The organism is Mycobacterium intermedium, assembly GCF_002086275.1.
Lineage (GTDB): Bacteria > Actinomycetota > Actinomycetes > Mycobacteriales > Mycobacteriaceae > Mycobacterium > Mycobacterium intermedium.
Genome location: NZ_MVHT01000019.1, coordinates 19,277 through 41,134, shown reverse-complemented (window position 1 = coordinate 41,134; position 21,858 = coordinate 19,277). Strand labels below are relative to the sequence as shown.

The following is a 21,858-nucleotide window of genomic DNA, read 5'->3' as shown; positions in this document are numbered from 1 at the left end:
CAGCAGGAAAACTCATGACCGCTACACGACGCGGAGCTCGCACCTACAACCAACTGCACGTTCCACGAACACATTCGGGTGGGCGGCGCATCAGCATCTACTGGACGTGGAGCTATCCCTGGGAGTCGCAACGCGATATTGAAGAACTGGACAACAGGTTCTCCACCATGACCGAGGTGCGCAGGGCGGCATGGCCGAACTACGAAGGCGAGGATTGGGACGAAGCCAACTTCCTGCAAGGCGTCGCAGGCACTCTGGAGCTGTTTCACCGCTCGACGCTGGCGTTTCAAGAGTTGGCCGGTGAAGCGACGGGCCATCCGGTGGCGGTGTTTCAGCGCATTGATCAGGCGGGCTACAAGCAGCTGATCGACGAGCGGATCCTCGCTGACACCGACACCATGATGGTGTTCGGGCTGGATCATCTGGTTGGGCAGGAGGAAGCGGCACCGGAGGAAATTTCAGCCATTCAAGAATGGCTGAAGCGGGAAGGCACCTGCCTGCTGCTGGCTCCGCATCATGACGTCGGTTTCACCGACGACATGCAGCAGCGGCAGGTCGAGTACCTACACCATGGCGACCCGTTGGTGCCACGCCAGCAACGCTTCACCGCCTACACCCGCTCACTGATGAAGGCGCTCGACGTTCCCGTCTACAACAAATGGGGACTTCGCCCTGCCGTCGTGGACGGCACCGATGAAATCGCTCCGCTCAGCGCGTGTCGCGACTTGGACACTCCGCGGCTGCTCGACAACGTCACCACCCTCAATTTCCATCCCCACCTGCCGCACTACGAACTGACCGCACCAGAAAGCGACTCCTTGCGCGTACTGGGCCGTCAACGCGTTGACCCCAACCGGCCTCATCCCTTCACCGCCGACGGCAACACCGAGTTCAACGCGCTGATCTGGATGCCGCCCAGCGGGCAACGGGCCGGTGACATCGTCCTGATCGACTCAACGAACTTCACCACCCTCTTCGGAGGCACAGACAGTCTCAAAAACCTCTGGCACAACCTCGCCACAATGAAGTAATCGCCGACGGGCGCACTGCAGAAAGCCGTTCCGATCGCGACCCTGATCTTCGTCATGTCGAGAATGGTCGCGATGGGCATTCCGGTGTCCGCGCTGCCGCCCTTGGCCCGCTCCGAGGGCGGGGTGCGCTGGTGGCACTGGGCGGCGGGTGAGCGCGGACGGTGCCGTGGTGTTCTGTTGAGGACAACGGCGAGTGGGCGGCCGAGCAGGAGCTGTAGCGCGCTTCAGGTAGCTGGCTCGATACGAAACTGCGCTTCAGCTAGTCACCCTCCGCCGCTACGGTGGCCCTATGGCAGGGAGCCGTCTGGAAGTGCGCCTACACCAGGGACGGGATCGAGCCGAGCTCTCGCAGTTCACGCGCACCCTCGACGAGATCCGATGATCGCTGCGGGATATCGACGAGGTCTACCTCCTACAGGGCACCCCGGCCACGTGGGTGGTCGACTCAAGCGGACCGAAATGGTATGGACCGCGACGCTCTACGACGAATGAACCTCGCCGTGCAAGCAATAGCCCTGCCTACACCTTTGCGAGACCGACACAGGCTCGCGAACAACGGGAGCGCTGGACCGGCGTGGCATCCAGTGAAGCGGCGCGGCAACGCGGAATGATGGGCCACCGTGGTGGAGGAAGCGAAAGACCTAGACGATGAAGACGTTGGCCAATACGGGGGCATGAGCACGGCCAACAAGATCCGCGTGGTGCAGACGGTGCTTGCCGCCACCGTTGCGGCCTTCGCCATATCGGTCGTGGTGGCCGGACACTGGTGGACCACCCCGCCACCGCCGCCGCCGCCGCCCCTGCCGCCGCCGTCGGTCAACGTTCCGTTGGTGAAGCAGCAGGTCGTCGAATTGCTGCAGAATCAGATGAACACTCTCGATGCGTTCAAGGATTACGGAATCACGGTTGCGGACGACTTGACGCTGATCAACACCGGCCTCAACAAATACGACGGGCTTGCCACCGTTCACACGCGCAAGGGCACCCAGAAATACCTGAGTGTCACCGTGTGGGCAGATCCCACTGGCGCGATGTTCTACCAGATGGACCCCACGTCGGCGGCCAACCTGGTCGAGGCGGCCCGCAAGGAGGGCGGTGGCTGACCAGGGGTTTGCTGTCCGCCGCCGCCGCGCCGCGACAATCGCGCTGATCGCACGCAGGCCGTTGAGCTATCACCCAAAAATCGAGTCTGAGCTGCAAAAAAAGCTTGTGCCCCCGGCAGGATTCGAACCTGCGGCCTTCTGCTCCGGAGGCAGACGCTCTATCCCCTGAGCTACGGGGGCGCACAAACCAGATGCACCGATGGGGCTCGCCCAGAGTAACGCATCACAATGGAGGCCTGACCACCGCAATGGATTCGGGGGGCAAGCACCCCAGCCAATAGGATGGACGATCGTGACCCCCGCTGACCTCGCTGAGCTGCTCAAAGCCACCGCTACTGCGGTGCTGGCCGAGCACGGCCTCGACGTGTCCGCATTGCCGGCAACGGTCACGGTGGAGCGGCCGCGCAACCCTGAGCACGGTGATTACGCCAGCAACCTGGCCCTGCAGCTGGGCAAGAAGGTCGGCGCCAACCCCCGTGAGCTGGCCGGATGGCTCGCCGAGGCCCTGGCAGGCGCCGACGGTATCGCCTCCGCAGAGGTGGCCGGACCGGGTTTCATCAACATGCGCCTGGAGACCTCGGCGCAGGCGCAGATCGTCAAGAGTGTCATCGAGGCCGGTGACGCCTTCGGCACCTCTGACCTGCTGGCCGGGCACAAGATCAATCTGGAATTCGTCTCGGCCAACCCCACCGGGCCGATCCACATCGGCGGCACCCGCTGGGCCGCGGTCGGTGACGCCCTGGGTCGGCTGTTGACCAGCCAGGGCGCGGACGTGGTCCGCGAGTACTACTTCAACGACCACGGCGCCCAGATCGACCGGTTCGCCAACTCCTTGATCGCGGCGGCCAAGGGCGAACCGACGCCCGAAGACGGCTACGCGGGCACCTACATCAACGACATCGCCGCCCAGGTCCTGCAGAAGGCGCCGGACGCGCTGAGCCTGCCCGACGACGAGATGCACGAGACCTTCCGTGAAATCGGTGTCGACCTGATGTTCAGCCACATCAAGGAGTCGTTGCACGAATTCGGCACCGACTTCGACGTCTACACCCATGAAGACTCGATGCACACCAGCGGCCGGGTCGACCAGGCCATCGCCCGATTGCGCGAAACGGGCAACATCTACGAAAAGGACGGCGCAACCTGGTTGCGCAGCAGCGCTTTTGGTGACGACAAGGACCGCGTCGTGATCAAGAGCGACGGCAAGCCGGCGTATATCGCCGGCGACCTCGCATACTACCTGGACAAGCGCGAACGCGGCTTCGACCTGTGCATCTACATGCTCGGTGCCGACCACCACGGATACATCTCGCGGCTCAAGGCGGCGGCGGCCGCGTTCGGGGAGGACCCGGCCACGGTCGAGGTGCTCATCGGGCAGATGGTCAACCTGGTCCGTGACGGTCAACCGGTCCGGATGAGCAAGCGCGCGGGCACCGTGATCACCCTCGACGACCTGGTCGAGGCGCTGGGCGTCGACGCCGCGCGCTACAGCCTGATCCGTTCGTCGGTGGACACCGCGATCGACATCGATCTGGAACTGTGGTCCTCCGCCTCGAACGAAAACCCGGTGTATTACGTGCAATACGCGCACGCCCGGCTCTCGGCCTTGGCGCGCAACGCCGCCGAACTCGGCCTCGCCCCGGACACCGAACACCTCGATCTGCTCAGCCACGACAAAGAGGGCACGTTGCTGCGCACCATCGGGGAGTTTCCGCGGGTGCTCAAGACGGCCGCGTCGCTGCGCGAACCACACCGGATCACCCGCTACCTGGAAGACCTGGCCGGCGACTACCACCGGTTCTACGACTCGTGCCGGGTGCTGCCGCAGGGTGACGAGGAACCCACCGACCTCAATGCCGCACGTCTCGCGCTGTGCCAGGCGACCCGTCAGGTCATCGCCAACGGGCTGGCAATCCTCGGAGTGAGTGCCCCGGAGCGCATGTGAACGTTCATCCCGCCGGTCCTCGCCACGCCGAAGAGACCCGACCCGCGCCCAGCCCCCCGCGTCCGCAGTCCACGGACGAGCTACTACGGCTGGCGCCAAATGTATGGCCGCGCAACACCACTCGTGACGAATCCGGTGTTGTCAGCATCGGTGGCCTCAAGCTGACCGACCTCGCGCACGAGTACGGCACGCCGCTGTTCGTCATCGACGAGGACGACTTCCGCTCCCGCTGCCGCGAGACCGCCTCGGCATTCGGCGGTGGCGAGCACGTGCACTATGCGGCAAAGGCGTTCCTGTGTACCGAAATAGCGAGATGGATCGACCAAGAGGGCCTGTCGCTGGACGTGTGCACCGGCGGTGAGCTCGCGGTGGCGCTGCATGCGAACTTCCCCCCGGGCCGAATTGCCCTGCACGGCAACAATAAATCGGTCGCCGAATTGACCGCGGCCGTCAAAGCCGGTGTGGGCCATGTAGTCGTGGACTCGATGCAGGAAATCGAGCGTCTGGACGCGATCGCGGGCGAGGCGGGAGTCGTCCAGGACGTTCTCGTGCGGCTCACCGTCGGAGTCGAGGCGCACACCCACGAGTTCATCTCCACCGCCCACGAAGACCAGAAGTTCGGGTTGTCCATTGCCAGCGGTGCGGCCATGGCCGCGATCCGCCGGGTTTTCGCCACCGATCACCTGCGTCTGGTTGGCTTGCACAGCCACATCGGTTCGCAGATCTTCGATGTCGCGGGCTTCGAGATCGCCGCGCACCGCGTCATCGGCCTGTTGCGCGAGGTCGTCCGCGAGTTCGGCGCGGAAAAGACCGCGCAGCTTGCCACGATCGACCTCGGTGGGGGATTGGGTATCTCGTACCTACCGTCCGACGATCCGCCCCCGATAGCCGACCTGGCCGCCAAGCTGAGCACCATCGTCAGCAACGAATCGGCCGCCGCCGGCCTGCCCACGCCGAAGCTGGTCGTTGAGCCCGGACGCGCCATCGCCGGACCCGGGACCGTCACGCTCTATGAGGTCGGCACCGTCAAGGATGTCGACGTCAGCTCCACCGCAAACCGGCGCTATGTCAGCGTCGACGGCGGCATGAGCGACAACATCCGGCCCGCTCTCTATGACGCGCAATACGACGTCAGGCTGGTATCCCGGCTCAGCGATGCGCCCGCGGTGTCGGCCCGGGTTGTCGGAAAGCATTGTGAGACCGGCGATATCATCGTTCGCGACACCTGGGTGCCCGACGACCTGCGGCCCGGCGACCTGATCGCCGTCGCAGCGACCGGAGCGTACTGCTATTCATTGTCGAGCCGTTACAACCTGCTTGGCCGCCCTGCGGTGGTAGCCGTCAACGCAGGCAAGTCCCGCCTGATTCTGCGCCGGGAGACGGTCGACGATCTGCTGAGTTTGGAAGTGAGGTGACCTGTGCCGGATGACGAAAAGCCGGTCGGCGTAGCGGTACTGGGGTTGGGTGTCGTCGGCAGTGAAGTCGTGCGCATCATCAACGAGAGCGCCGACGATCTTGCCGGCCGCATCGGGGCCCCATTGGTGCTGCGCGGCGTGGGAGTGCGCCGCGTCTCCGCCGACCGAGGCGTACCGATCGAACTGCTGACCGACGACATTGACGAGCTGGTGTCACGCGATGACGTCGACATCGTCGTCGAAGTGATGGGCCCGGTCGAACCGGCCCGCAAGGCGATCCTCTCCGCGATCAAGCACGGCAAGTCCGTTGTGACAGCCAACAAGGCGCTACTGTCGACCTCCACCGGCGAGTTGGCCAAGGCCGCCGAAAGCGCGTTCGTCGACCTGTATTTCGAGGCGGCGGTCGCCGGCGCGATCCCGGTGATCCGCCCGCTGACCCAGTCACTTGCCGGCGACACGGTCCTACGCGTGGCCGGCATCGTCAACGGCACCACCAACTACATCCTGTCCGCCATGGACAGCACCGGTGCCGACTACGAAAGCGCCCTGGCCGACGCGAGCGCGCTGGGGTACGCCGAGGCCGACCCCACCGCGGACGTGGAAGGTTACGACGCGGCGGCCAAAGCCGCCATTCTGGCGTCCATCGCCTTTCACACCCGGGTGACCGCGGATGACGTGTACCGCGAAGGCATCACCAAGATCACCCCGGCGGATTTCGCGTCCGCACGGTCGCTGGGCTGCACCATCAAACTGCTCTCGATTTGCGAGCGCATCACCACCGACGAAGGACAGCAACGGGTTTCGGCCCGGGTCTATCCCGCTCTGGTGCCCTTGTCGCATCCGCTCGCCTCGGTCAACGGGGCGTTCAACGCCGTCGTGGTCGAGGCCGAGGCGGCCGGGCGCCTGATGTTCTACGGCCAGGGTGCCGGCGGCGCACCCACCGCCTCGGCGGTCACCGGTGATCTGGTGATGGCGGCGCGTAACAGGGTCCTGGGCAGCCGCGGCCCACGCGAGTCCCAGTACGCCCAATTGCCGGTGGCTCCAATGGGCTTCATCCCCACCCGCTACTACGTCAGCATGAACGTCGCCGATAAACCCGGCGTACTGTCCGCCGTCGCAGCCGAATTCGCCAAACGTGAGGTGAGCATCGCCGAAGTTCGCCAGGAAGGCGTGGTGGACGAGGGCGGCCGATGGGTGGGCGCACGCATCGTTGTGGTCACCCACCAAGCGACCGATGCCGCGCTCTCGGAAACCGTTGATGCACTGGCCGACTTGGACGTTGTCTCGGGGGTGGCAAGCGTGCTGCGATTGGAAGGAACCAGCATATGAGTACCCCGAGGACCACGGTCCACCAGCCCTGGCCCGGTCTTATTGCGGCATACCGCGACCGGCTGCCAGTGGGCGACGACTGGACTCCGGTCACCCTGCTCGAGGGTGGCACCCCGCTGATCGCGGCGACCAAGCTCTCGAAGAAGACCGGTTGCACCATCCACCTCAAGGTGGAAGGTCTCAACCCCACCGGTTCGTTCAAGGACCGCGGGATGACCATGGCGGTCACCGACGCGGTGGCTCGTGGGCAACAGGCAGTGCTGTGCGCTTCGACCGGCAACACGTCGGCGTCGGCGGCCGCCTACGCCGCCCGCGCCGGCATCACCTGCGCGGTGCTCATTCCGCAGGGCAAGATCGCAATGGGCAAGCTGGCGCAGGCGGTTATCCACGGCGCCAAGATCATTCAGATCGACGGCAACTTCGACGACTGCCTGGAACTGGCCCGCAAGATGGCGGCAGATTTCCCGACGATCTCGCTGGTGAACTCGGTCAACCCGGTGCGCATCGAGGGGCAGAAGACCGCGGCATTCGAGATTGTCGACGCGTTGGGTTACGCGCCGGACATCCATGCCCTTCCGGTGGGCAACGCCGGCAACATCACCGCGTACTGGAAGGGTTACACCGAGTATCACCGAGACGGGCTGATCGACAAGCTGCCCCGCATGCTCGGCACCCAGGCGGCCGGCGCGGCGCCATTGGTGCTCGGCGAACCCGTCAGCCACCCCGAGACCATCGCCACCGCCATCCGCATCGGTTCACCCGCATCGTGGACGTCAGCCGTTGAGGCACAACAACAGTCCAAAGGGCGCTTTCTGGCCGCGACCGACGAGGAGATTCTGGCGGCTTACCACCTGGTGGCCAGCACCGAGGGTGTGTTCGTCGAGCCCGCGTCGGCGGCCAGCATCGCGGGCCTGCTCAAGGCTATTGACGACGGCTGGGTGGCGCGCGGGTCGACCGTGGTCTGCACGGTGACGGGTAACGGTCTCAAAGACCCCGATACTGCGCTCAAAGACATGCCAATTGTGTCTCCGCTGCCGGTGGATCCGGTATTGGTGGTGGAAAACCTGGGGCTGGCATAGTGGAGTTCGCGAGCGCGGCGGAGTCGGACGAAGCGGGACGCCACTCATCCGACCTGGTGTTCGCGAATGCGGCGGAGTCGAGCGCCGCGGGCGCCGCACTGGCCCTGCCCCTGCCCGCAGGTCTGATCGGGAGCGCCGTCGTCTCGGCATCGAGCGCCAACCTCGGCCCTGGTTTCGACACCCTCGGCCTGGCGTTGAGTCTTGTCGACGAGATCGTGGTCGAGACAACGGAATCCGGCCTGGTGGTGGAGGTTGAAGGCGAGGGCGCCGGTCAGGTGCCGCTGAACGCTGACCACTTGGTGGTACGCGCCGTCCACCGTGGTCTGGAGGCCGCAGGAGTCAGCGCGACGGGCCTGGTGGTGCGCTGCCGCAACTACATTCCGCATTCACGCGGGCTGGGCTCCTCTGCGGCGGCCGTCGTCGGCGGGTTGGCCGCGGTTAATGGTCTTGTCGCACAGACGGATTCGAAACCTCTGAGCGAGGCGCAGCTAATCCAGCTGTCCTCGGAGTTCGAGGGCCATCCGGACAACGCCGCCGCCGCGGTACTAGGCGGCGCGGTGGTGTCCTGGACCGACGCGACCCAGGATCGGCCCAGATATCTGGCGGCCCCGCTGCAGCTCCACCCGGATATTCACCTGTTCTCGTTGATTCCGGATGTGCGGTCGTCGACCGCGGAAACTCGGGTACTGCTGCCCGTGCAGGTCACCCACGAGGACGCACGATTCAACATCAGTCGCGCTGCGTTGCTGGTCGTCGCGCTCACGCAACGCCCTGATTTGCTGCTGGCCGCCACGGAAGACGTATTGCATCAGCCGCAACGCGCTCCGGCGATGCCGGCATCGGCGGAATATTTGCGCTTGCTTCGGCGTCTCAATGTTGCGACAGCCCTATCCGGGGCTGGGCCCGCATTGATCGCACTCACAACGGAGCCGGAATTACCCCCGGAAGCCGTGGAGTACGGGGCGGCAAATGGATTCAAGATAGCTGCGATGACCGCCGGCGAAGGAGTTCGCTGGAGCCCGGGACCCACAGTTCGGGATTGATTCACAACGTTGCCGGGGGGTTGCTTGCTTCCCGCCAGGAAGCGGGCTATCCTCGGAGCCGTCCAGCAATCGCAGCACCTGCATCTGCATACACTGCATTGCCGCTAGGACAAACCACCAATTCTTCTCGTACGAGGTTCGCCGCTTACTCCGCCCCCTTATTGGCGATCACCGTTGCAGAGTCGACTATTGGGCATTCGGCCATCTAGCTGATTGCACGAACCCCCCGCATGACCTGATCAGCAGGGGAAAGAAAGGAAATCCGTGTCTGATACGGACCTCATCACGGCTAGCGACAGCACCGACGTCACGTCGGTTTCCGCCGCCACCGAGTCTCGCGAAAGTCGAGCGACTCAAGAAACCAAGGACACCCCAGCCACTTCAGATGTAAAGACCACTGCATTGGCCGGCTCGGGCTCCCTATCCACGATGGTGCTGCCCGAATTGCGTGCACTGGCCAACCAGGTTGGCGTCAAGGGCACCTCGGGCATGCGCAAGAGCGAATTGATCGCCGCGATCCAGGAAATCAGAAACCAGTCCAACGGTGTGTCGGGTACCAAAGCGCCCTCGACAGAGGCTGCAGACGCCGGCGCGGACGCCCCCAAGGCCGAGGCGTCGACGACAACCGAGGCACCGTCCAAGGACGAGCAGAGCGGTCAGTCGGCCGGACCGCGGCGTCGGGAGCGTCGCGGCGCATCGCGCGACGCCGGGTCGTCCTCCGGTGCCGATGGCGGCGCCGACAACAAAGCCGACGACAAAGCCAACACCGACGACAAAGCCAACCAAGCTGACAAAGCCGAGAAAGCCGAGAACCGCCAGGACGGCGGGCAGGACACCAAGACCGCCGAACGCAAGGACTCCGACCAGGACCAAGGCGGTGACCAGCAGGGCTCGGGTGGTCAGCAGGCCCGCGGTGGCGACGACGAAGGCGAAGGACGGCAGGGCCGTCGTGGCCGCCGATTCCGCGACCGCCGCCGCCGCGGCGAGCGATCAGGCGAGGCCGGTGGCGAAGCCGAACTGCGTGAGGACGACGTCGTCCAACCGGTCGCCGGGATCCTCGATGTGCTCGACAACTACGCGTTCGTCCGTACGTCGGGGTACTTGCCCGGTCCGCACGACGTCTACGTGTCGATGAACATGGTGCGTAAGTACGGCCTACGTCGCGGCGACGCCGTGACCGGCGCGGTACGGGTGCCCAAGGACGGCGAGCAGCCCAACCAGCGGCAGAAGTTCAACCCACTGGTGCGCTTGGACAGCGTCAACGGCGGGCCGGTCGAGGACGCCAAGAAGCGGCCCGATTTCGGCAAGCTGACGCCGTTGTATCCAAACCAGCGGCTGCGTCTGGAGACGACCCCCGAGCGCTTGACGACGCGCGTCATCGACCTGATCATGCCGATCGGCAAGGGACAGCGCGCCCTGATCGTGTCGCCGCCCAAGGCGGGTAAGACGACCATTCTGCAGGACATCGCCAACGCCATCACCAGGAACAACCCCGAATGCCACCTCATGGTCGTGCTCGTCGACGAGCGGCCTGAAGAGGTGACCGACATGACCCGCTCGGTCAAGGGAGAGGTCATCGCCTCGACGTTCGACCGGCCCCCGTCAGACCACACCTCGGTCGCCGAGCTGGCGATCGAGCGGGCCAAGCGGCTGGTGGAGCAGGGCAAGGACGTTGTCGTGCTGCTCGACTCGATCACCCGGTTGGGCCGCGCGTACAACAACGCGTCGCCGGCGTCGGGCCGGATCCTGTCCGGTGGTGTCGACTCGACCGCGCTGTACCCGCCCAAGCGTTTCCTGGGCGCCGCCCGCAACATCGAGGAAGGCGGCTCGCTGACCATCATCGCCACCGCGATGGTGGAGACGGGCTCCACCGGTGACACGGTCATCTTCGAGGAGTTCAAGGGCACCGGTAACGCCGAGCTCAAGTTGGACCGCAAGATCTCCGAGCGCCGGGTGTTCCCCGCGGTCGACGTGAATCCGTCGGGTACCCGCAAGGACGAGCTCTTGCTCTCGCCCGACGAGTTCGCCATCGTGCACAAGCTGCGCCGGGTGCTGTCGGGCTTGGATTCCCACCAAGCCATCGACCTGCTCATTTCGCAGCTGCGCAAGACGAAGACCAACTACGAGTTCCTGGTCCAGGTTTCCAAGACGACACCTGGCAACATGGACAACGACTGACACAAACCCGCCGCCGGGAATGTCCGAGCCCTTATCGGTGTTTTGGGTTCATGGCGGTTGACCTGGCATAATCGCCCTCGACTACAAGCCGGACAGCCGCGTCACGAGCCGAGGGCCACGAGCGAAAGATCGAAGAGGACAGCATGAAGACCGACATTCATCCCGCCTACGACGAGACCACCGTGGTCTGCGGTTGCGGGAACACGTTCCAGACGCGCAGCACCAAGCCGGGCGGTCGCATCGTGGTCGAGGTTTGCTCACAGTGCCACCCCTTCTACACCGGCAAGCAGAAGATCCTCGACAGCGGCGGCCGGGTCGCCCGCTTCGAGCGGCGGTACGGCAAGCGCAAGGCCGCAGCTGACAAGGCCGAAGCCGACAAATAGCTGGCACACCGACGCCCGAACTGTGCACAACGCTGCACAGGCCGGGCGTCGGTTCGCGTTTACGGTAAGCAGGCGGCAGGAGGTGTGACATGACGCAACCGGTGCAGACGATTGACGTCTTGCTCGCCGAACACGCCGAACTCGAGCGCGCGCTGGCCGATCCCGAACTGCACAGCAAGCCCGACGAAGCGCGCAAAGCCGGGCGCCGGTTTGCCCGCTTGGCCCCCATCGTCGCGACCCATCGCAAGCTGGTAGCTACGCGCGAGGATCTCGAGACCGCGCGTGAACTGGCCGCCGACGACCCGTCGTTCGTCGACGAGGTTGCCGAACTGGAGGCACGGGTCGCCGAACTGGACACCCAACTCACCGACATGCTGGCCCCCCGGGATCCGCACGACGCCGACGACATCGTGCTCGAGGTCAAATCCGGTGAGGGAGGGGAAGAGTCGGCGCTGTTCGCCGCCGACCTGGCCAGAATGTACATCCGCTACGCCGAGCGCCACGGGTGGACGGTGACGGTCCTGGATGAGACCACTTCCGATCTCGGCGGCTACAAGGACGCCACGCTGTCGATCGCCAGTAAGGGCGATTCGCCCGACGGTGTCTGGTCGCGGATGAAGTTCGAGGGCGGCGTACACCGGGTGCAACGCGTGCCGGTAACGGAATCCCAAGGCCGCGTGCATACTTCGGCCGCGGGCGTGCTGGTCTACCCGGAACCCGAAGAAGTCGGCGAAGTGCACATCGACGAATCGGATCTGCGCATCGACGTTTACCGTTCTTCGGGCAAAGGCGGCCAAGGCGTCAACACCACCGACTCCGCGGTGCGAATCACCCACTTGCCCACAGGAATCGTCGTCACCTGCCAGAACGAGCGGTCGCAGCTGCAGAACAAGACGCGCGCGTTGCAGGTGTTGGCCGCCCGTCTGCAGGCCTTGGCCGAAGAGCAGGCGCTTGCCGACGCCTCGGCGGACCGCGCGAGCCAGATCCGCACGGTGGACCGCAGCGAGCGCATTCGCACCTACAACTTCCCGGAAAACCGCATCACCGATCACCGAATCGGGTTCAAGGCGCACAACCTCGACCAGGTGCTCGACGGCGACCTCGATGCGCTTTTCGACGCCCTGGCCGCCGCCGACAAGCAGTCTCGACTACAACAGGCATGACCTCGCTTCGGCACGCGATCGACTCCGCTGCGACGCTGCTCGCCGAAGCGGGAATCGACTCCGCGCGCAGCGATGCCGAGCAGTTGGCCGCCCACCTGGCCGGCACCGAGCGCGGGCGGTTGACCTTGCTGGAACCGCCCGGCGAGGAATTCTTCGGACATTACCGCGACGTCGTGGCCCAACGGGCCCGACGGATTCCGTTGCAGCATCTCATCGGAACGGTCTCGTTCGGGCCGGTCGCGCTCCACGTCGGCCCTGGTGTCTTCACGCCCCGCCCGGAAACCGAGGCGATCTTGGAGTGGGCTGTCGCGCAGCAACTTTCGACGCGCCCGCTGATCGTTGATGTATGCACCGGATCTGGCGCGTTGGCGATCGCTCTCGCCCGGCACCGGCCGGCGGGCAGAATCTACGGCATCGACGTTTCCGACACCGCCCTCGAGTACGCACGGCGCAACGCCGCGGGCAGCAACGTGCAGCTGGTAAGGGCCGACGTCACTGAACAAGGGCTGCTTCCCGACCTTGATGGGCAGGTCGACCTCGTCGTCGCCAACCCGCCCTACGTTCCCGACGGAACCTTTGTCGAACCCGAAGTGGCACAGCATGATCCGCACCACGCCGTGTTCGGCGGCCCGGATGGCATGGCGGTGATACCGGCCGTTGTCCGCCTTGCCGCCCGTTGGTTGCGTCCCGGCGGCCTGGTCGCCATCGAGCATGACGACACCACTTCCCGGTTGACCGCCGAATGCTTCGAGGCCGCCGGGGTTTTCGAGGACATAGTGCCGCGCAACGATCTCGCCGGACGACCGAGGTTCGTGACGGCCAGGAGGGGGGCGGCGCAAAGTGAGTGAGATCTTCGACTGCGCCGACCCCGACCAGCGTGCGCGCGGCCTCGAGACGGCCGCGGCGCAGCTCAAGGCCGGGCGTTTGGTCGTCATGCCGACGGACACCGTCTATGGACTGGGCGCGGACGCCTTTGACAGCGTCGGCGTGAATGCGCTGCTGGCGGCCAAGGGGCGTGGGCGCGACATGCCCGTCGGGGTCCTGGTCGGCTCCTGGCACACCATCGAAGGCCTGGTCTACTCGATGCCCAACGGGGCCCGGGAATTGATCCGTGCCTTCTGGCCCGGTGCGCTAAGTCTTGTGGTGGTGCAGGCGCCGTCGTTGCAGTGGGACCTCGGCGACGCACACGGCACCGTCATGCTGCGAATGCCATTGCACCCCGTCGCCATTGAGTTGCTGCGGGAGGTCGGCCCGATGGCGGTTTCCAGCGCCAACGTGTCCGGTCAGCCGCCCGCTGTCGATATCACCGAGGCGCGGCGCCAACTCGGCGAGCGCGTCGACGTCTACCTCGACGCCGGCCCTTCCGCGCAGCAGGCCGCGTCGACCATCGTCGACTTGACCGGCGCCGCCCCGCGCATCCTGCGGCCGGGACCGGTTGGTGCCGAGCAGATCGCGTCGGTCCTCGGCGTGGATGCCGAGAGCTTGATCGCCTAGGCGCATTCCGCCGGGTGCTATCGCCGGCGATGGCGCATTTCAAAGTCGATTGCTGCCCGGCTCACGGTACAGGTGTGGCTGCTGTGAAAGACCGACAGCTGACCCCACAACTGGCGGCATTCACTGCGCAGACCGCATCCGCAAGCGGACCTCCCAGGTTGGTGAGCAGGTTGGTGAAGTAGGGTCTCGAGGTGTCCAGCGACGTGGCCAGCCTTGCCGGTGGCTTGCTAGCACTCAATGATCGCAGCGCCGGTGTCCCACTGCGCGAACTGGCCCTCGTCGGCCTGACCGCCGCCATCATCACGTATTTCGCCACCGGACCGGTGCGCGTGCTCGCTACCCGGTTGGGTGCGGTGGCCTATCCACGAGAACGGGACGTGCACGTCACGCCAACCCCGCGGATGGGCGGGCTGGCGATGTTCCTCGGTGTCGTTTCGGCGGTCTTCCTCGCTTCGCAGCTTCCGGCGCTCACGCGCGGCTTCGTCTATTCAACCGGCATGCCCGCCGTGTTGGTGGCGGGAGCGGTCATCATGGGCATCGGGTTGATCGATGACCGATGGGGTCTGGACGCCCTGACCAAGTTTGCTGGGCAGATCACGGCGGCCAGCGTGCTGGTCACCATGGGAGTTGCCTGGAGCGTGCTCTACATCCCATTCGGCGGCGTCGGAACCATCGTGTTGGACCAAGCCTCGTCGATCCTGCTCACCTTGGCGCTGACGGTTTCGATCGTCAACGCAATGAACTTCGTCGACGGACTCGACGGCCTGGCCGCCGGACTAGGCCTCATCACGGCGCTGGCCATCTGTATGTTCTCGGTCGGTCTGCTTCGGGATCATGGCGGTGACGTGTTGTTTTATCCGCCCGCGGTGATCTCGGTAGTGCTCGCGGGAGCGTGCCTCGGCTTCCTGCCGCACAACTTCCACCGGGCCAAGATCTTCATGGGTGACTCCGGGTCGATGCTCATCGGCCTGATGCTCGCCGCGGCGTCCACCACCGCCGCCGGCCCCGTTTCCCAGAACGCCTACGGTGCCCGCGACGTGTTTGCTCTGTTGTCGCCCTTCCTGCTGGTGGTGGCGGTCATGTTCGTGCCGATGCTCGACTTGCTGCTGGCCATCGTTCGTCGCACGCGTGCTGGCCGTAGCGCCTTCACCCCCGACAAGATGCACCTGCACCACCGATTGCTGCAGATCGGCCACTCGCATCGACGTGTGGTGCTGTTGATCTATCTCTGGGTGGGCATCGTCGCCTTCGGTGCCGCCAGCACGATCTTCTTCGACCCCCGACATACGGGGGCGGTGATGCTGGGCGCGATTTTCGTGGCAGGGGTCGCGACGGTGATACCCCTCCTGCGTCGCGATGACGAGGACGACGAATACCTCGACTATGACTAGCCGGGAGGCGATCGCCGCCCGTCCGGCAACGCCTGCGAGGGCCACTACGACAGTCAGTAGTAGTGGCGTGTTCCTTATGGTACGGTGCTGGTAGAACCCCGAAATAAACTTCGCGGGTTGCCGGCCAACCGGCCCGTCGGATGCACATTCGAGCGTGCCGATTAACGACCGACACAGGGAGTGACCCCTTGGGTGATTCCACCATGAGCCTTGCGATACGCTCGGCGGGCCACAAAACAGCCAGTCGAGTGTTTCCCGCCACGTAAACCCGGATTGAGGTACCGAAGTGACGACACCAGCGCAGGACGCGCCGTTGGTGTTTCCGTCCGTTGCGTTTCGTCCAGTTCTTTTGCTGGTCATCAGCGCTGGCGTGACGGCGGTGGCGCTTCTGCTCACCGGACTGAACGGTCAGCTGAAGATCGGTGCGTTCTTCGGCCTCGGGATGCTGCTGGGTTTGCTCAACGCGCTCCTGGTGCGGCGGTCGGTCGCCAACATCACCGCCAAAGACCATCCGATGAAAAGCACGATGGCGCTGAACTCGGCGTCACGGCTCGCGGTCATCACCGTCATCGCGCTCGTTATTGCCTTCATCTTCCGGCCTTCCGGTTTGGGTGTGATGTTTGGACTGGCGCTCTTCCAGGTGTTACTGGTGGCAATGACCGCATTGCCGGTTTGGAAGAAACTGCGAAGCGGGCAACCGGAGGCAGAAGCGGTAGGGACGGAGGGGCGCATCAGCGATGAATGAGTCGATCATGGCGGAAGCTGGCATCGAGGTTGGTCACCACCGCACTGCCGAATTGCTTGGATTCACCGTCAACATTGACACGATCCTGTCCACGGCCATCGCCGCGGCGATCGTCATCGCGCTGGCCTTCTATTTGCGTTCCAAGGTCACCTCGACGGATGTGCCGAGTGGGGTGCAACTGTTCTTCGAGGCGATCACCATCCAGATGCGTGGCCAGGTGGAAAGCGCCATCGGCATGCGCATCGCCCCGTTTGTCCTGCCGCTCGCGGTCACCATCTTCGTGTTCATCCTGATCTCGAACTGGCTTTCCGTTCTCCCGCTGCAGTACCAGGAAGACGGGAAGACAACCGAATTGCTGTCGTCGGCGGCCGCGGACATCAACTACGTGCTGGCGCTGGCCCTCTTCGTCTTCATCTGCTATCACGCGGCGGGCATTTGGCGCCGCGGCATTATCGGGCACCCCGTCAAGGTCTTGAAGGGGCACGTCACGCTGCTCGCGCCGATCAACGTCGTCGAAGAGCTTGCGAAGCCGATCTCGTTGTCGCTCCGTCTTTTTGGCAACATCTTCGCCGGCGGGATTCTGGTCTCGCTGATCGCGATGTTCCCGTGGTACATCATGTGGTTGCCGAATGCGATCTGGAAATCTTTCGACCTGTTCGTCGGCGCCATCCAGGCGTTCATTTTCGCGCTGCTGACGATCCTGTACTTCAGTCAGGCCATGGAGTTAGAAGAAGACCACCACTAAAAATCCTGGTAGACCGCTACCAGCGTTATCAAGGAGGATAAGAATGGCATTGGATCCCCAAATCGTTTCCGGCGCCCTCATTGGCGGTGGAATCATCATGGGTGGCGGCGCCATCGGTGCTGGTATCGGTGACGGCATCGCCGGTAACGCGCTGATTTCCGGTGTTGCCCGCCAGCCCGAGGCGCAGGGACGGTTGTTCACGCCGTTCTTCATCACCGTCGGTCTGGTTGAGGCGGCCTACTTCATCAACTTGGCGTTCATGGCGTTGTTTGTCTTTGCCACTCCCGGCGCCTCGTAATTCGTAGTGATGGGTCCTGAAGGCGAAGTGCGCCTTCTTGCTTCGGCTGTTGACGTCGTAGCGGAAGGCCAGAAGAACTTCCTCATTCCCGACGCCACATTTTTCTTTGTGCTGGCGATCTTCCTGATCGTGCTCGGCGTTATCAGCACATGGGTGGTGCCACCAATCCTGAGGGTGCTGCGGGAACGTGAAGCCATCGTGGCCAAGACGATCTCGGACAACAAGAAGGCGTCGGAGCAGTTCGCGGCGGCCGAGAGCGACTACGAAGAAGCCATGAAGGAGGCCCGAGCTCAGGCGGGCACCTTCCGTGACAATGCCCGGATCGAGGGTCGCAAAGTCATTGAGCAGGCGCGATCTCGAGCCGAGCAAGAGGTGGCGGCGACGCTGGCAACCGCCAACGAGCAACTGAAGCGCGAAAGGGACTCCGTCGAAATGGACTTGCGTGCCAACGTCGGAACCATGTCGGCCACCTTGGCCAGTCGAATCCTTGGAGTCGACGTGACGCCGTCTGCGACGACCAGGTAGCCACCATGTCAACTTTCATTGGCCAACTAATCGGCTTTGCACTCATCGTGTTCCTGGTCGTGAAGTATGTCGTCCCGCCGGTGCGCCGCTTGATGACCGATCGGCAGAACCTGGTGCGTCAGCAGCTGGCAGATTCGGAGAAGGCCGGCAAGCGGCTGACCGAGTCGACCACCGCGCACAGCCAGGCCGTGCAACGGGCAAAGGACGAAGCGGAGCGCCTCGTCGAAGAGGCCAAGGCCGACGCCGAGCGCATCACCGAGCAGCTGCAGGCTCAGGCCGAGTCCGACGCGGAACGCATCAAGGCACAGGGTGTGCGCCAGGTGGAATTGCTCCGGGTGCAACTGACCCGTCAGCTCCGCTTGGAGCTCGGCCACGAATCCGTGCGTCAGGCAAGGGAATTGGTGCGCGACTACGTTGCCGATGAGGAGCAGCGAGCGGCCACCGTCGACCGGTTCCTCGACGAACTCGACGAGATGGCACCCGAGCCGGCCGAGATCGAGTACCCCGTGCTGGCAAAGATGCGGTCCGCCAGCCGACGCGCACTGGGCAACCTGGTCGACCGGTTCGACACCATCGCCAAGGATCTCGACGAGTCGGCGTTGGAAAAGCTGGCCGATGAGCTGGTTTCGGTCGCCGGCCTGCTCAACCGCGAAGTTGTGGTGACCCGGTACCTGACCGTGCCGGCCGAAGAGGCCTCGCCGCGAGTCAAACTCATCGAGCGGCTGGTCTCGGGCAAGGTCGCCGACTCCACGCTCGACATCCTCAAGACGGCGGTTTCGGAGCGTTGGTCGGCCAACGGGGACCTGATCGATGCCCTCGAGCACGTGTCGCGGCAAGCGCTGTTGGAGGTCGCCCAGCGCGAGGGTCGGGCCGAAGAAGTCGAAGACCAGTTGTTCCGGTTCGCCCGCGTTGTTGACACGCAGCCGCGCCTGGCCATCCTGTTGGGCGACCAGACGACATCGGCCGAGGGCCGCGTCGAATTGCTCCGCAAGGTGCTTGACAGCGCGAGCGGCGACGTCGACAAGACCACCAAAGCGCTGCTGTCCCACACGATCGAGCTGTTGAGGGGTCAGCCGGCGGATGAAGCCATTGCACTGTTGGCTGACGTCGCCGTAGCGCGCCGCGGCGAGATCGTCGCCCAAGTCAGCGCCGCCGCCGAGCTCCGCGATGCTCAACGCACCCGCCTGGGTGAGGTACTGAGCCGCATCTACGGGCATCCGGTGGCGGTGCAGCTTCAAGTGGATCCCGATCTGCTCGGTGGCCTGTTGATCTCGGTGGGCGACGAGGTGATCGACGGCTCGTTGAAGTCACGCTTGGCTGCCGCCGAAGCCCAGTTGCCCGATTAACCCCAAATACGAACTAGTCACCACAAACTCCGAAGTAGGAAGACGAAAAGCCATGGCCGACTTGACAATCTCCGCTGATGACATTCAGAGCGCGATTGAAGAGTACGTAAGTTCGTTCACCTCCGACACCTCCCGTGAAGAGGTCGGCACCGTCGTCGACGCGGGGGACGGTATTGCCCACGTCGAGGGTCTGCCGTCGGTGATGACACAGGAGCTGCTCGAGTTCGAGGGCGGCGTCCTTGGTGTCGCCCTCAACCTGGACGAGCACAGCATCGGCGCGGTCATCCTCGGTGACTTCGACAAGATCGAAGAGGGCCAGCAGGTCAAGCGCACCGGCGACGTGCTGTCCGTGCCGGTCGGTGATGCGTTCTTGGGCCGCGTGGTCAACCCGCTCGGCCAGCCGATCGACGGTGGCGGCGACATCGAGACCGACCAACGCCGCGCGCTCGAGTTGCAGGCGCCGTCGGTGGTGCAGCGCCAAGGTGTGCGGGAGCCGCTGCAGACCGGCATCAAGGCGATCGACGCCATGACGCCGATCGGCCGCGGGCAGCGTCAGCTGATCATCGGCGACCGCAAGACCGGCAAGACGGCGGTCTGCGTGGACACGATCCTCAACCAGCGCAAGAACTGGGAGACCGGCGACGAGAAGAAGCAGGTGCGCTGCGTCTACGTGGCCATCGGGCAGAAGGGCACCACCATCGCCGCCGTGCGCCAGGCTCTGGAGGAGGGCGGCGCGATGGACTACACCACCATCGTGGCGGCCCCGGCCTCCGACTCGGCCGGCTTCAAATGGCTTGCGCCGTACACAGGTTCGGCGATCGCCCAGCACTGGATGTACGACGGCAAGCACGTGCTGATCGTGTTCGACGACCTGACCAAGCAGGCCGAGGCCTACCGCGCGATCTCGCTGCTGCTGCGCCGCCCGCCGGGTCGCGAGGCCTACCCCGGTGACGTCTTCTACCTGCACTCCCGGTTGTTGGAGCGCTGCGCCAAGCTGTCCGACGAGCTCGGTGGCGGTTCGCTGACCGGGCTGCCGATCATCGAGACCAAGGCCAACGACATCTCGGCCTACATCCCGACCAACGTCATCTCGATCACCGACGGGCAGTGCTTCCTGGAGAGCGACCTGTTCAACCAGGGTGTCCGGCCGGCCATCAACGTCGGTGTGTCGGTGTCCCGCGTCGGTGGCGCCGCGCAGATCAAGGCGATGAAGGAAGTGGCCGGTTCGCTGCGCCTGGATCTGTCGCAGTACCGCGAACTGGAATCCTTCGCCGCGTTCGCCTCGGACCTCGACGAAACCTCGAAGAAGCAGCTGGCGCGCGGCGAGCGTCTGGTCGAGTTGCTCAAGCAGCCGCAGTTCCAGCCGATGCCCGTCGAGGAGCAGGTGGTTTCGATCTTCCTGGGTACCGGCGGCCACCTGGACTCGGTGCCGGTCGAGGACGTCAAGCGCTTCGAAGCCGAGCTGCTGGACCACATCCGGGCCTCCGAGCAAGGGTTCCTCGACGAGATTCGCACGACCGAAAAGCTCACCGAGGAAGCCGAAAACAAGCTCGTCGACATCATCAACCACTTCAAGAGGGGCTTCTCGACCAGCACCGGCGAGTCAGTGGTGCGCGACGAGCACGTCGCACCCTTGGACGAAGAGGAACTGGAGAAGGAATCCGTCAAGGTCAAGAAGGAAAAGCCCAAGTCCAAGGACAAGAAGGACAAGAAGTAGCTAAAAATGGCTGCCACACTTCGCGAACTTCGAGGCCGGATTCGTTCGGCGGGCTCGATCAAGAAGATCACCAAGGCCCAGGAACTGATCGCGACCTCGCGCATCGGCAGGGCTCAGGCTCGGCTGGAATCCGCACGTCCGTACAACTTCCTGCTCACCTCGACGCTGCTTACCCTGTCCGCAGAGGCGGCGCTGGACCATCCGTTGCTCGTCGAGCGTGAAAACCCAACGCGGGCGGGCGTTCTGGTGGTGTCCTCCGACCGTGGTCTGTGTGGTGCCTACAACTCCAGCATTTTCCGCCGGTCGGAGGAGTTGTTCTCCCTGCTGCGGGAGGAAGGCAAGGAGCCGGTTCTGTACACGGTCGGCCGTAAAGCCCAGAACTACTTCTCGTTCCGAAACTGGGACATCAAGCAAGCTTGGACGGGCTTTTCCGAGCAACCCCAACCCGAGAACGCGGCGGAAATCGGCGACACTCTGGTCGAGACGTTCATGGCGGGCAGGGACGATGACGACGACAACGCCGATGGGGTAGAGGGCGTTGACGAATTGCACATCGTCTACACGGAATTCAAGTCGATGATGTCGCAGCAAGCGGTGGCCCACCGGATCGCACCGCTGGTCGTGGAGTACGTCGAGGAAGACACCGGTCCGCACACCCTGTACTCCTTCGAGCCGGATGCGACCACGCTGTTCGAGGCCCTGCTGCCGCGATACCTGACGACGCGCGTGTATTCGGCGCTGCTGGAATCGGCCGCCTCGGAACTGGCATCGCGCCAACGCGCCATGAAGTCGGCGACCGACAACGCCGACGAATTGATCAAGGACCTGACGTTGCAAGCCAACCGCGAGCGGCAGGCCCAGATCACCCAAGAGATCAGCGAAATCGTCGGTGGCGCAAACGCGCTCGCCGACGCCTCCAAATAAGGCC

20 protein-coding genes and 1 tRNA gene are annotated in these 21,858 nt (G+C 64.5%); 20 read left to right on the top strand and 1 reads right to left on the bottom strand.

Features of this window, described 5'->3' with window-relative positions; genetic code table 11:
• Positions 1-14: 14 nt before the first annotated feature.
• Entirely contained in the window at positions 15-1,031 is a 1,017-nt protein-coding gene (locus tag BST27_RS09420) for a hypothetical protein (protein ID WP_069418814.1), read from the top strand.
• 620 nt (positions 1,032-1,651) lie between these two features.
• On the top strand, positions 1,652-2,134 hold the full coding sequence (locus tag BST27_RS09415; RefSeq protein WP_083148445.1) for a hypothetical protein: 483 nt from the start codon (positions 1,652-1,654) through the stop codon (positions 2,132-2,134).
• 107 nt (positions 2,135-2,241) lie between these two features.
• Here the strand turns inward: BST27_RS09415 and BST27_RS09410 are convergent.
• Positions 2,242-2,314: transfer RNA gene (locus BST27_RS09410), tRNA-Arg, on the bottom strand.
• A 112-nt stretch (positions 2,315-2,426) separates the two neighbouring features.
• Between BST27_RS09410 and argS the strand changes: the two genes are divergently transcribed.
• From argS to BST27_RS09315, 18 genes are all read left to right on the top strand, one after another.
• Positions 2,427-4,079, top strand: coding sequence for an arginine--tRNA ligase (argS, locus tag BST27_RS09405; RefSeq protein ID WP_069418812.1), 1,653 nt, complete (start codon positions 2,427-2,429; stop codon positions 4,077-4,079).
• A gap of 89 nt (positions 4,080-4,168) precedes the next feature.
• The gene (gene lysA, locus BST27_RS09400; RefSeq protein WP_232007248.1) at positions 4,169-5,494 is read left to right on the top strand and encodes a diaminopimelate decarboxylase; all 1,326 of its coding nucleotides are present in this window, start codon (positions 4,169-4,171) and stop codon (positions 5,492-5,494) included.
• Between the two features lie 3 nt (positions 5,495-5,497).
• Entirely contained in the window at positions 5,498-6,823 is a 1,326-nt protein-coding gene (locus BST27_RS09395; RefSeq protein WP_069418810.1) for a homoserine dehydrogenase, read from the top strand.
• Complete coding sequence (gene thrC / locus BST27_RS09390) at positions 6,820-7,902, top strand: threonine synthase (RefSeq protein WP_069418809.1); 1,083 nt, start codon at positions 6,820-6,822, stop codon at positions 7,900-7,902. The genes BST27_RS09395 and thrC overlap by 4 nt, the downstream gene beginning before the upstream one ends.
• Before the next feature lie 98 nt (positions 7,903-8,000).
• On the top strand, positions 8,001-8,945 hold the full coding sequence (thrB, locus tag BST27_RS09385; protein ID WP_069418860.1) for a homoserine kinase: 945 nt from the start codon (positions 8,001-8,003) through the stop codon (positions 8,943-8,945).
• Positions 8,946-9,209: 264 nt separating this feature from the next.
• A complete protein-coding gene (gene rho / locus BST27_RS09375) occupies positions 9,210-11,123 on the top strand; it encodes a transcription termination factor Rho (protein WP_069418808.1) in 1,914 nt (637 codons plus the stop codon).
• A 143-nt stretch (positions 11,124-11,266) separates the two neighbouring features.
• Entirely contained in the window at positions 11,267-11,506 is a 240-nt protein-coding gene (gene rpmE, locus BST27_RS09370) for a 50S ribosomal protein L31 (protein ID WP_069418807.1), read from the top strand.
• 89 nt (positions 11,507-11,595) lie between these two features.
• On the top strand, positions 11,596-12,669 hold the full coding sequence (prfA, locus tag BST27_RS09365; protein ID WP_069418806.1) for a peptide chain release factor 1: 1,074 nt from the start codon (positions 11,596-11,598) through the stop codon (positions 12,667-12,669).
• Positions 12,666-13,517, top strand: a complete 852-nt coding sequence (prmC, locus tag BST27_RS09360) for a peptide chain release factor N(5)-glutamine methyltransferase (RefSeq protein WP_069418805.1) — start codon at positions 12,666-12,668, stop codon at positions 13,515-13,517. Before prfA ends, prmC begins: the two co-directional genes overlap by 4 nt.
• Complete coding sequence (locus tag BST27_RS09355) at positions 13,510-14,163, top strand: L-threonylcarbamoyladenylate synthase (protein ID WP_069418804.1); 654 nt, start codon at positions 13,510-13,512, stop codon at positions 14,161-14,163. Before prmC ends, BST27_RS09355 begins: the two co-directional genes overlap by 8 nt.
• A 191-nt stretch (positions 14,164-14,354) precedes the next feature.
• A complete protein-coding gene (locus tag BST27_RS09350) occupies positions 14,355-15,554 on the top strand; it encodes a glycosyltransferase family 4 protein (RefSeq protein WP_069418803.1) in 1,200 nt (399 codons plus the stop codon).
• A gap of 286 nt (positions 15,555-15,840) precedes the next feature.
• The gene (locus tag BST27_RS09345) at positions 15,841-16,299 is read left to right on the top strand and encodes an ATP synthase subunit I (RefSeq protein ID WP_069418802.1); all 459 of its coding nucleotides are present in this window, start codon (positions 15,841-15,843) and stop codon (positions 16,297-16,299) included.
• Positions 16,292-17,044, top strand: a complete 753-nt coding sequence (gene atpB, locus BST27_RS09340) for a F0F1 ATP synthase subunit A (RefSeq protein WP_069418801.1) — start codon at positions 16,292-16,294, stop codon at positions 17,042-17,044. Before BST27_RS09345 ends, atpB begins: the two co-directional genes overlap by 8 nt.
• Positions 17,045-17,093: 49 nt before the next feature.
• Positions 17,094-17,342: a F0F1 ATP synthase subunit C gene (locus tag BST27_RS09335; protein WP_197518098.1), complete on the top strand. Its 249-nt coding sequence runs from the start codon at positions 17,094-17,096 to the stop codon at positions 17,340-17,342.
• Between the two features lie 9 nt (positions 17,343-17,351).
• Complete coding sequence (locus BST27_RS09330; RefSeq protein WP_069418799.1) at positions 17,352-17,867, top strand: F0F1 ATP synthase subunit B; 516 nt, start codon at positions 17,352-17,354, stop codon at positions 17,865-17,867.
• Between the two features lie 5 nt (positions 17,868-17,872).
• A complete protein-coding gene (locus BST27_RS09325) occupies positions 17,873-19,213 on the top strand; it encodes a F0F1 ATP synthase subunit B/delta (RefSeq protein WP_069418798.1) in 1,341 nt (446 codons plus the stop codon).
• A 52-nt stretch (positions 19,214-19,265) separates the two neighbouring features.
• Entirely contained in the window at positions 19,266-20,930 is a 1,665-nt protein-coding gene (gene atpA / locus BST27_RS09320; protein WP_069418797.1) for a F0F1 ATP synthase subunit alpha, read from the top strand.
• 6 nt (positions 20,931-20,936) lie between these two features.
• Complete coding sequence (locus tag BST27_RS09315; protein ID WP_069418796.1) at positions 20,937-21,854, top strand: F0F1 ATP synthase subunit gamma; 918 nt, start codon at positions 20,937-20,939, stop codon at positions 21,852-21,854.
• Positions 21,855-21,858: the final 4 nt, after the last annotated feature.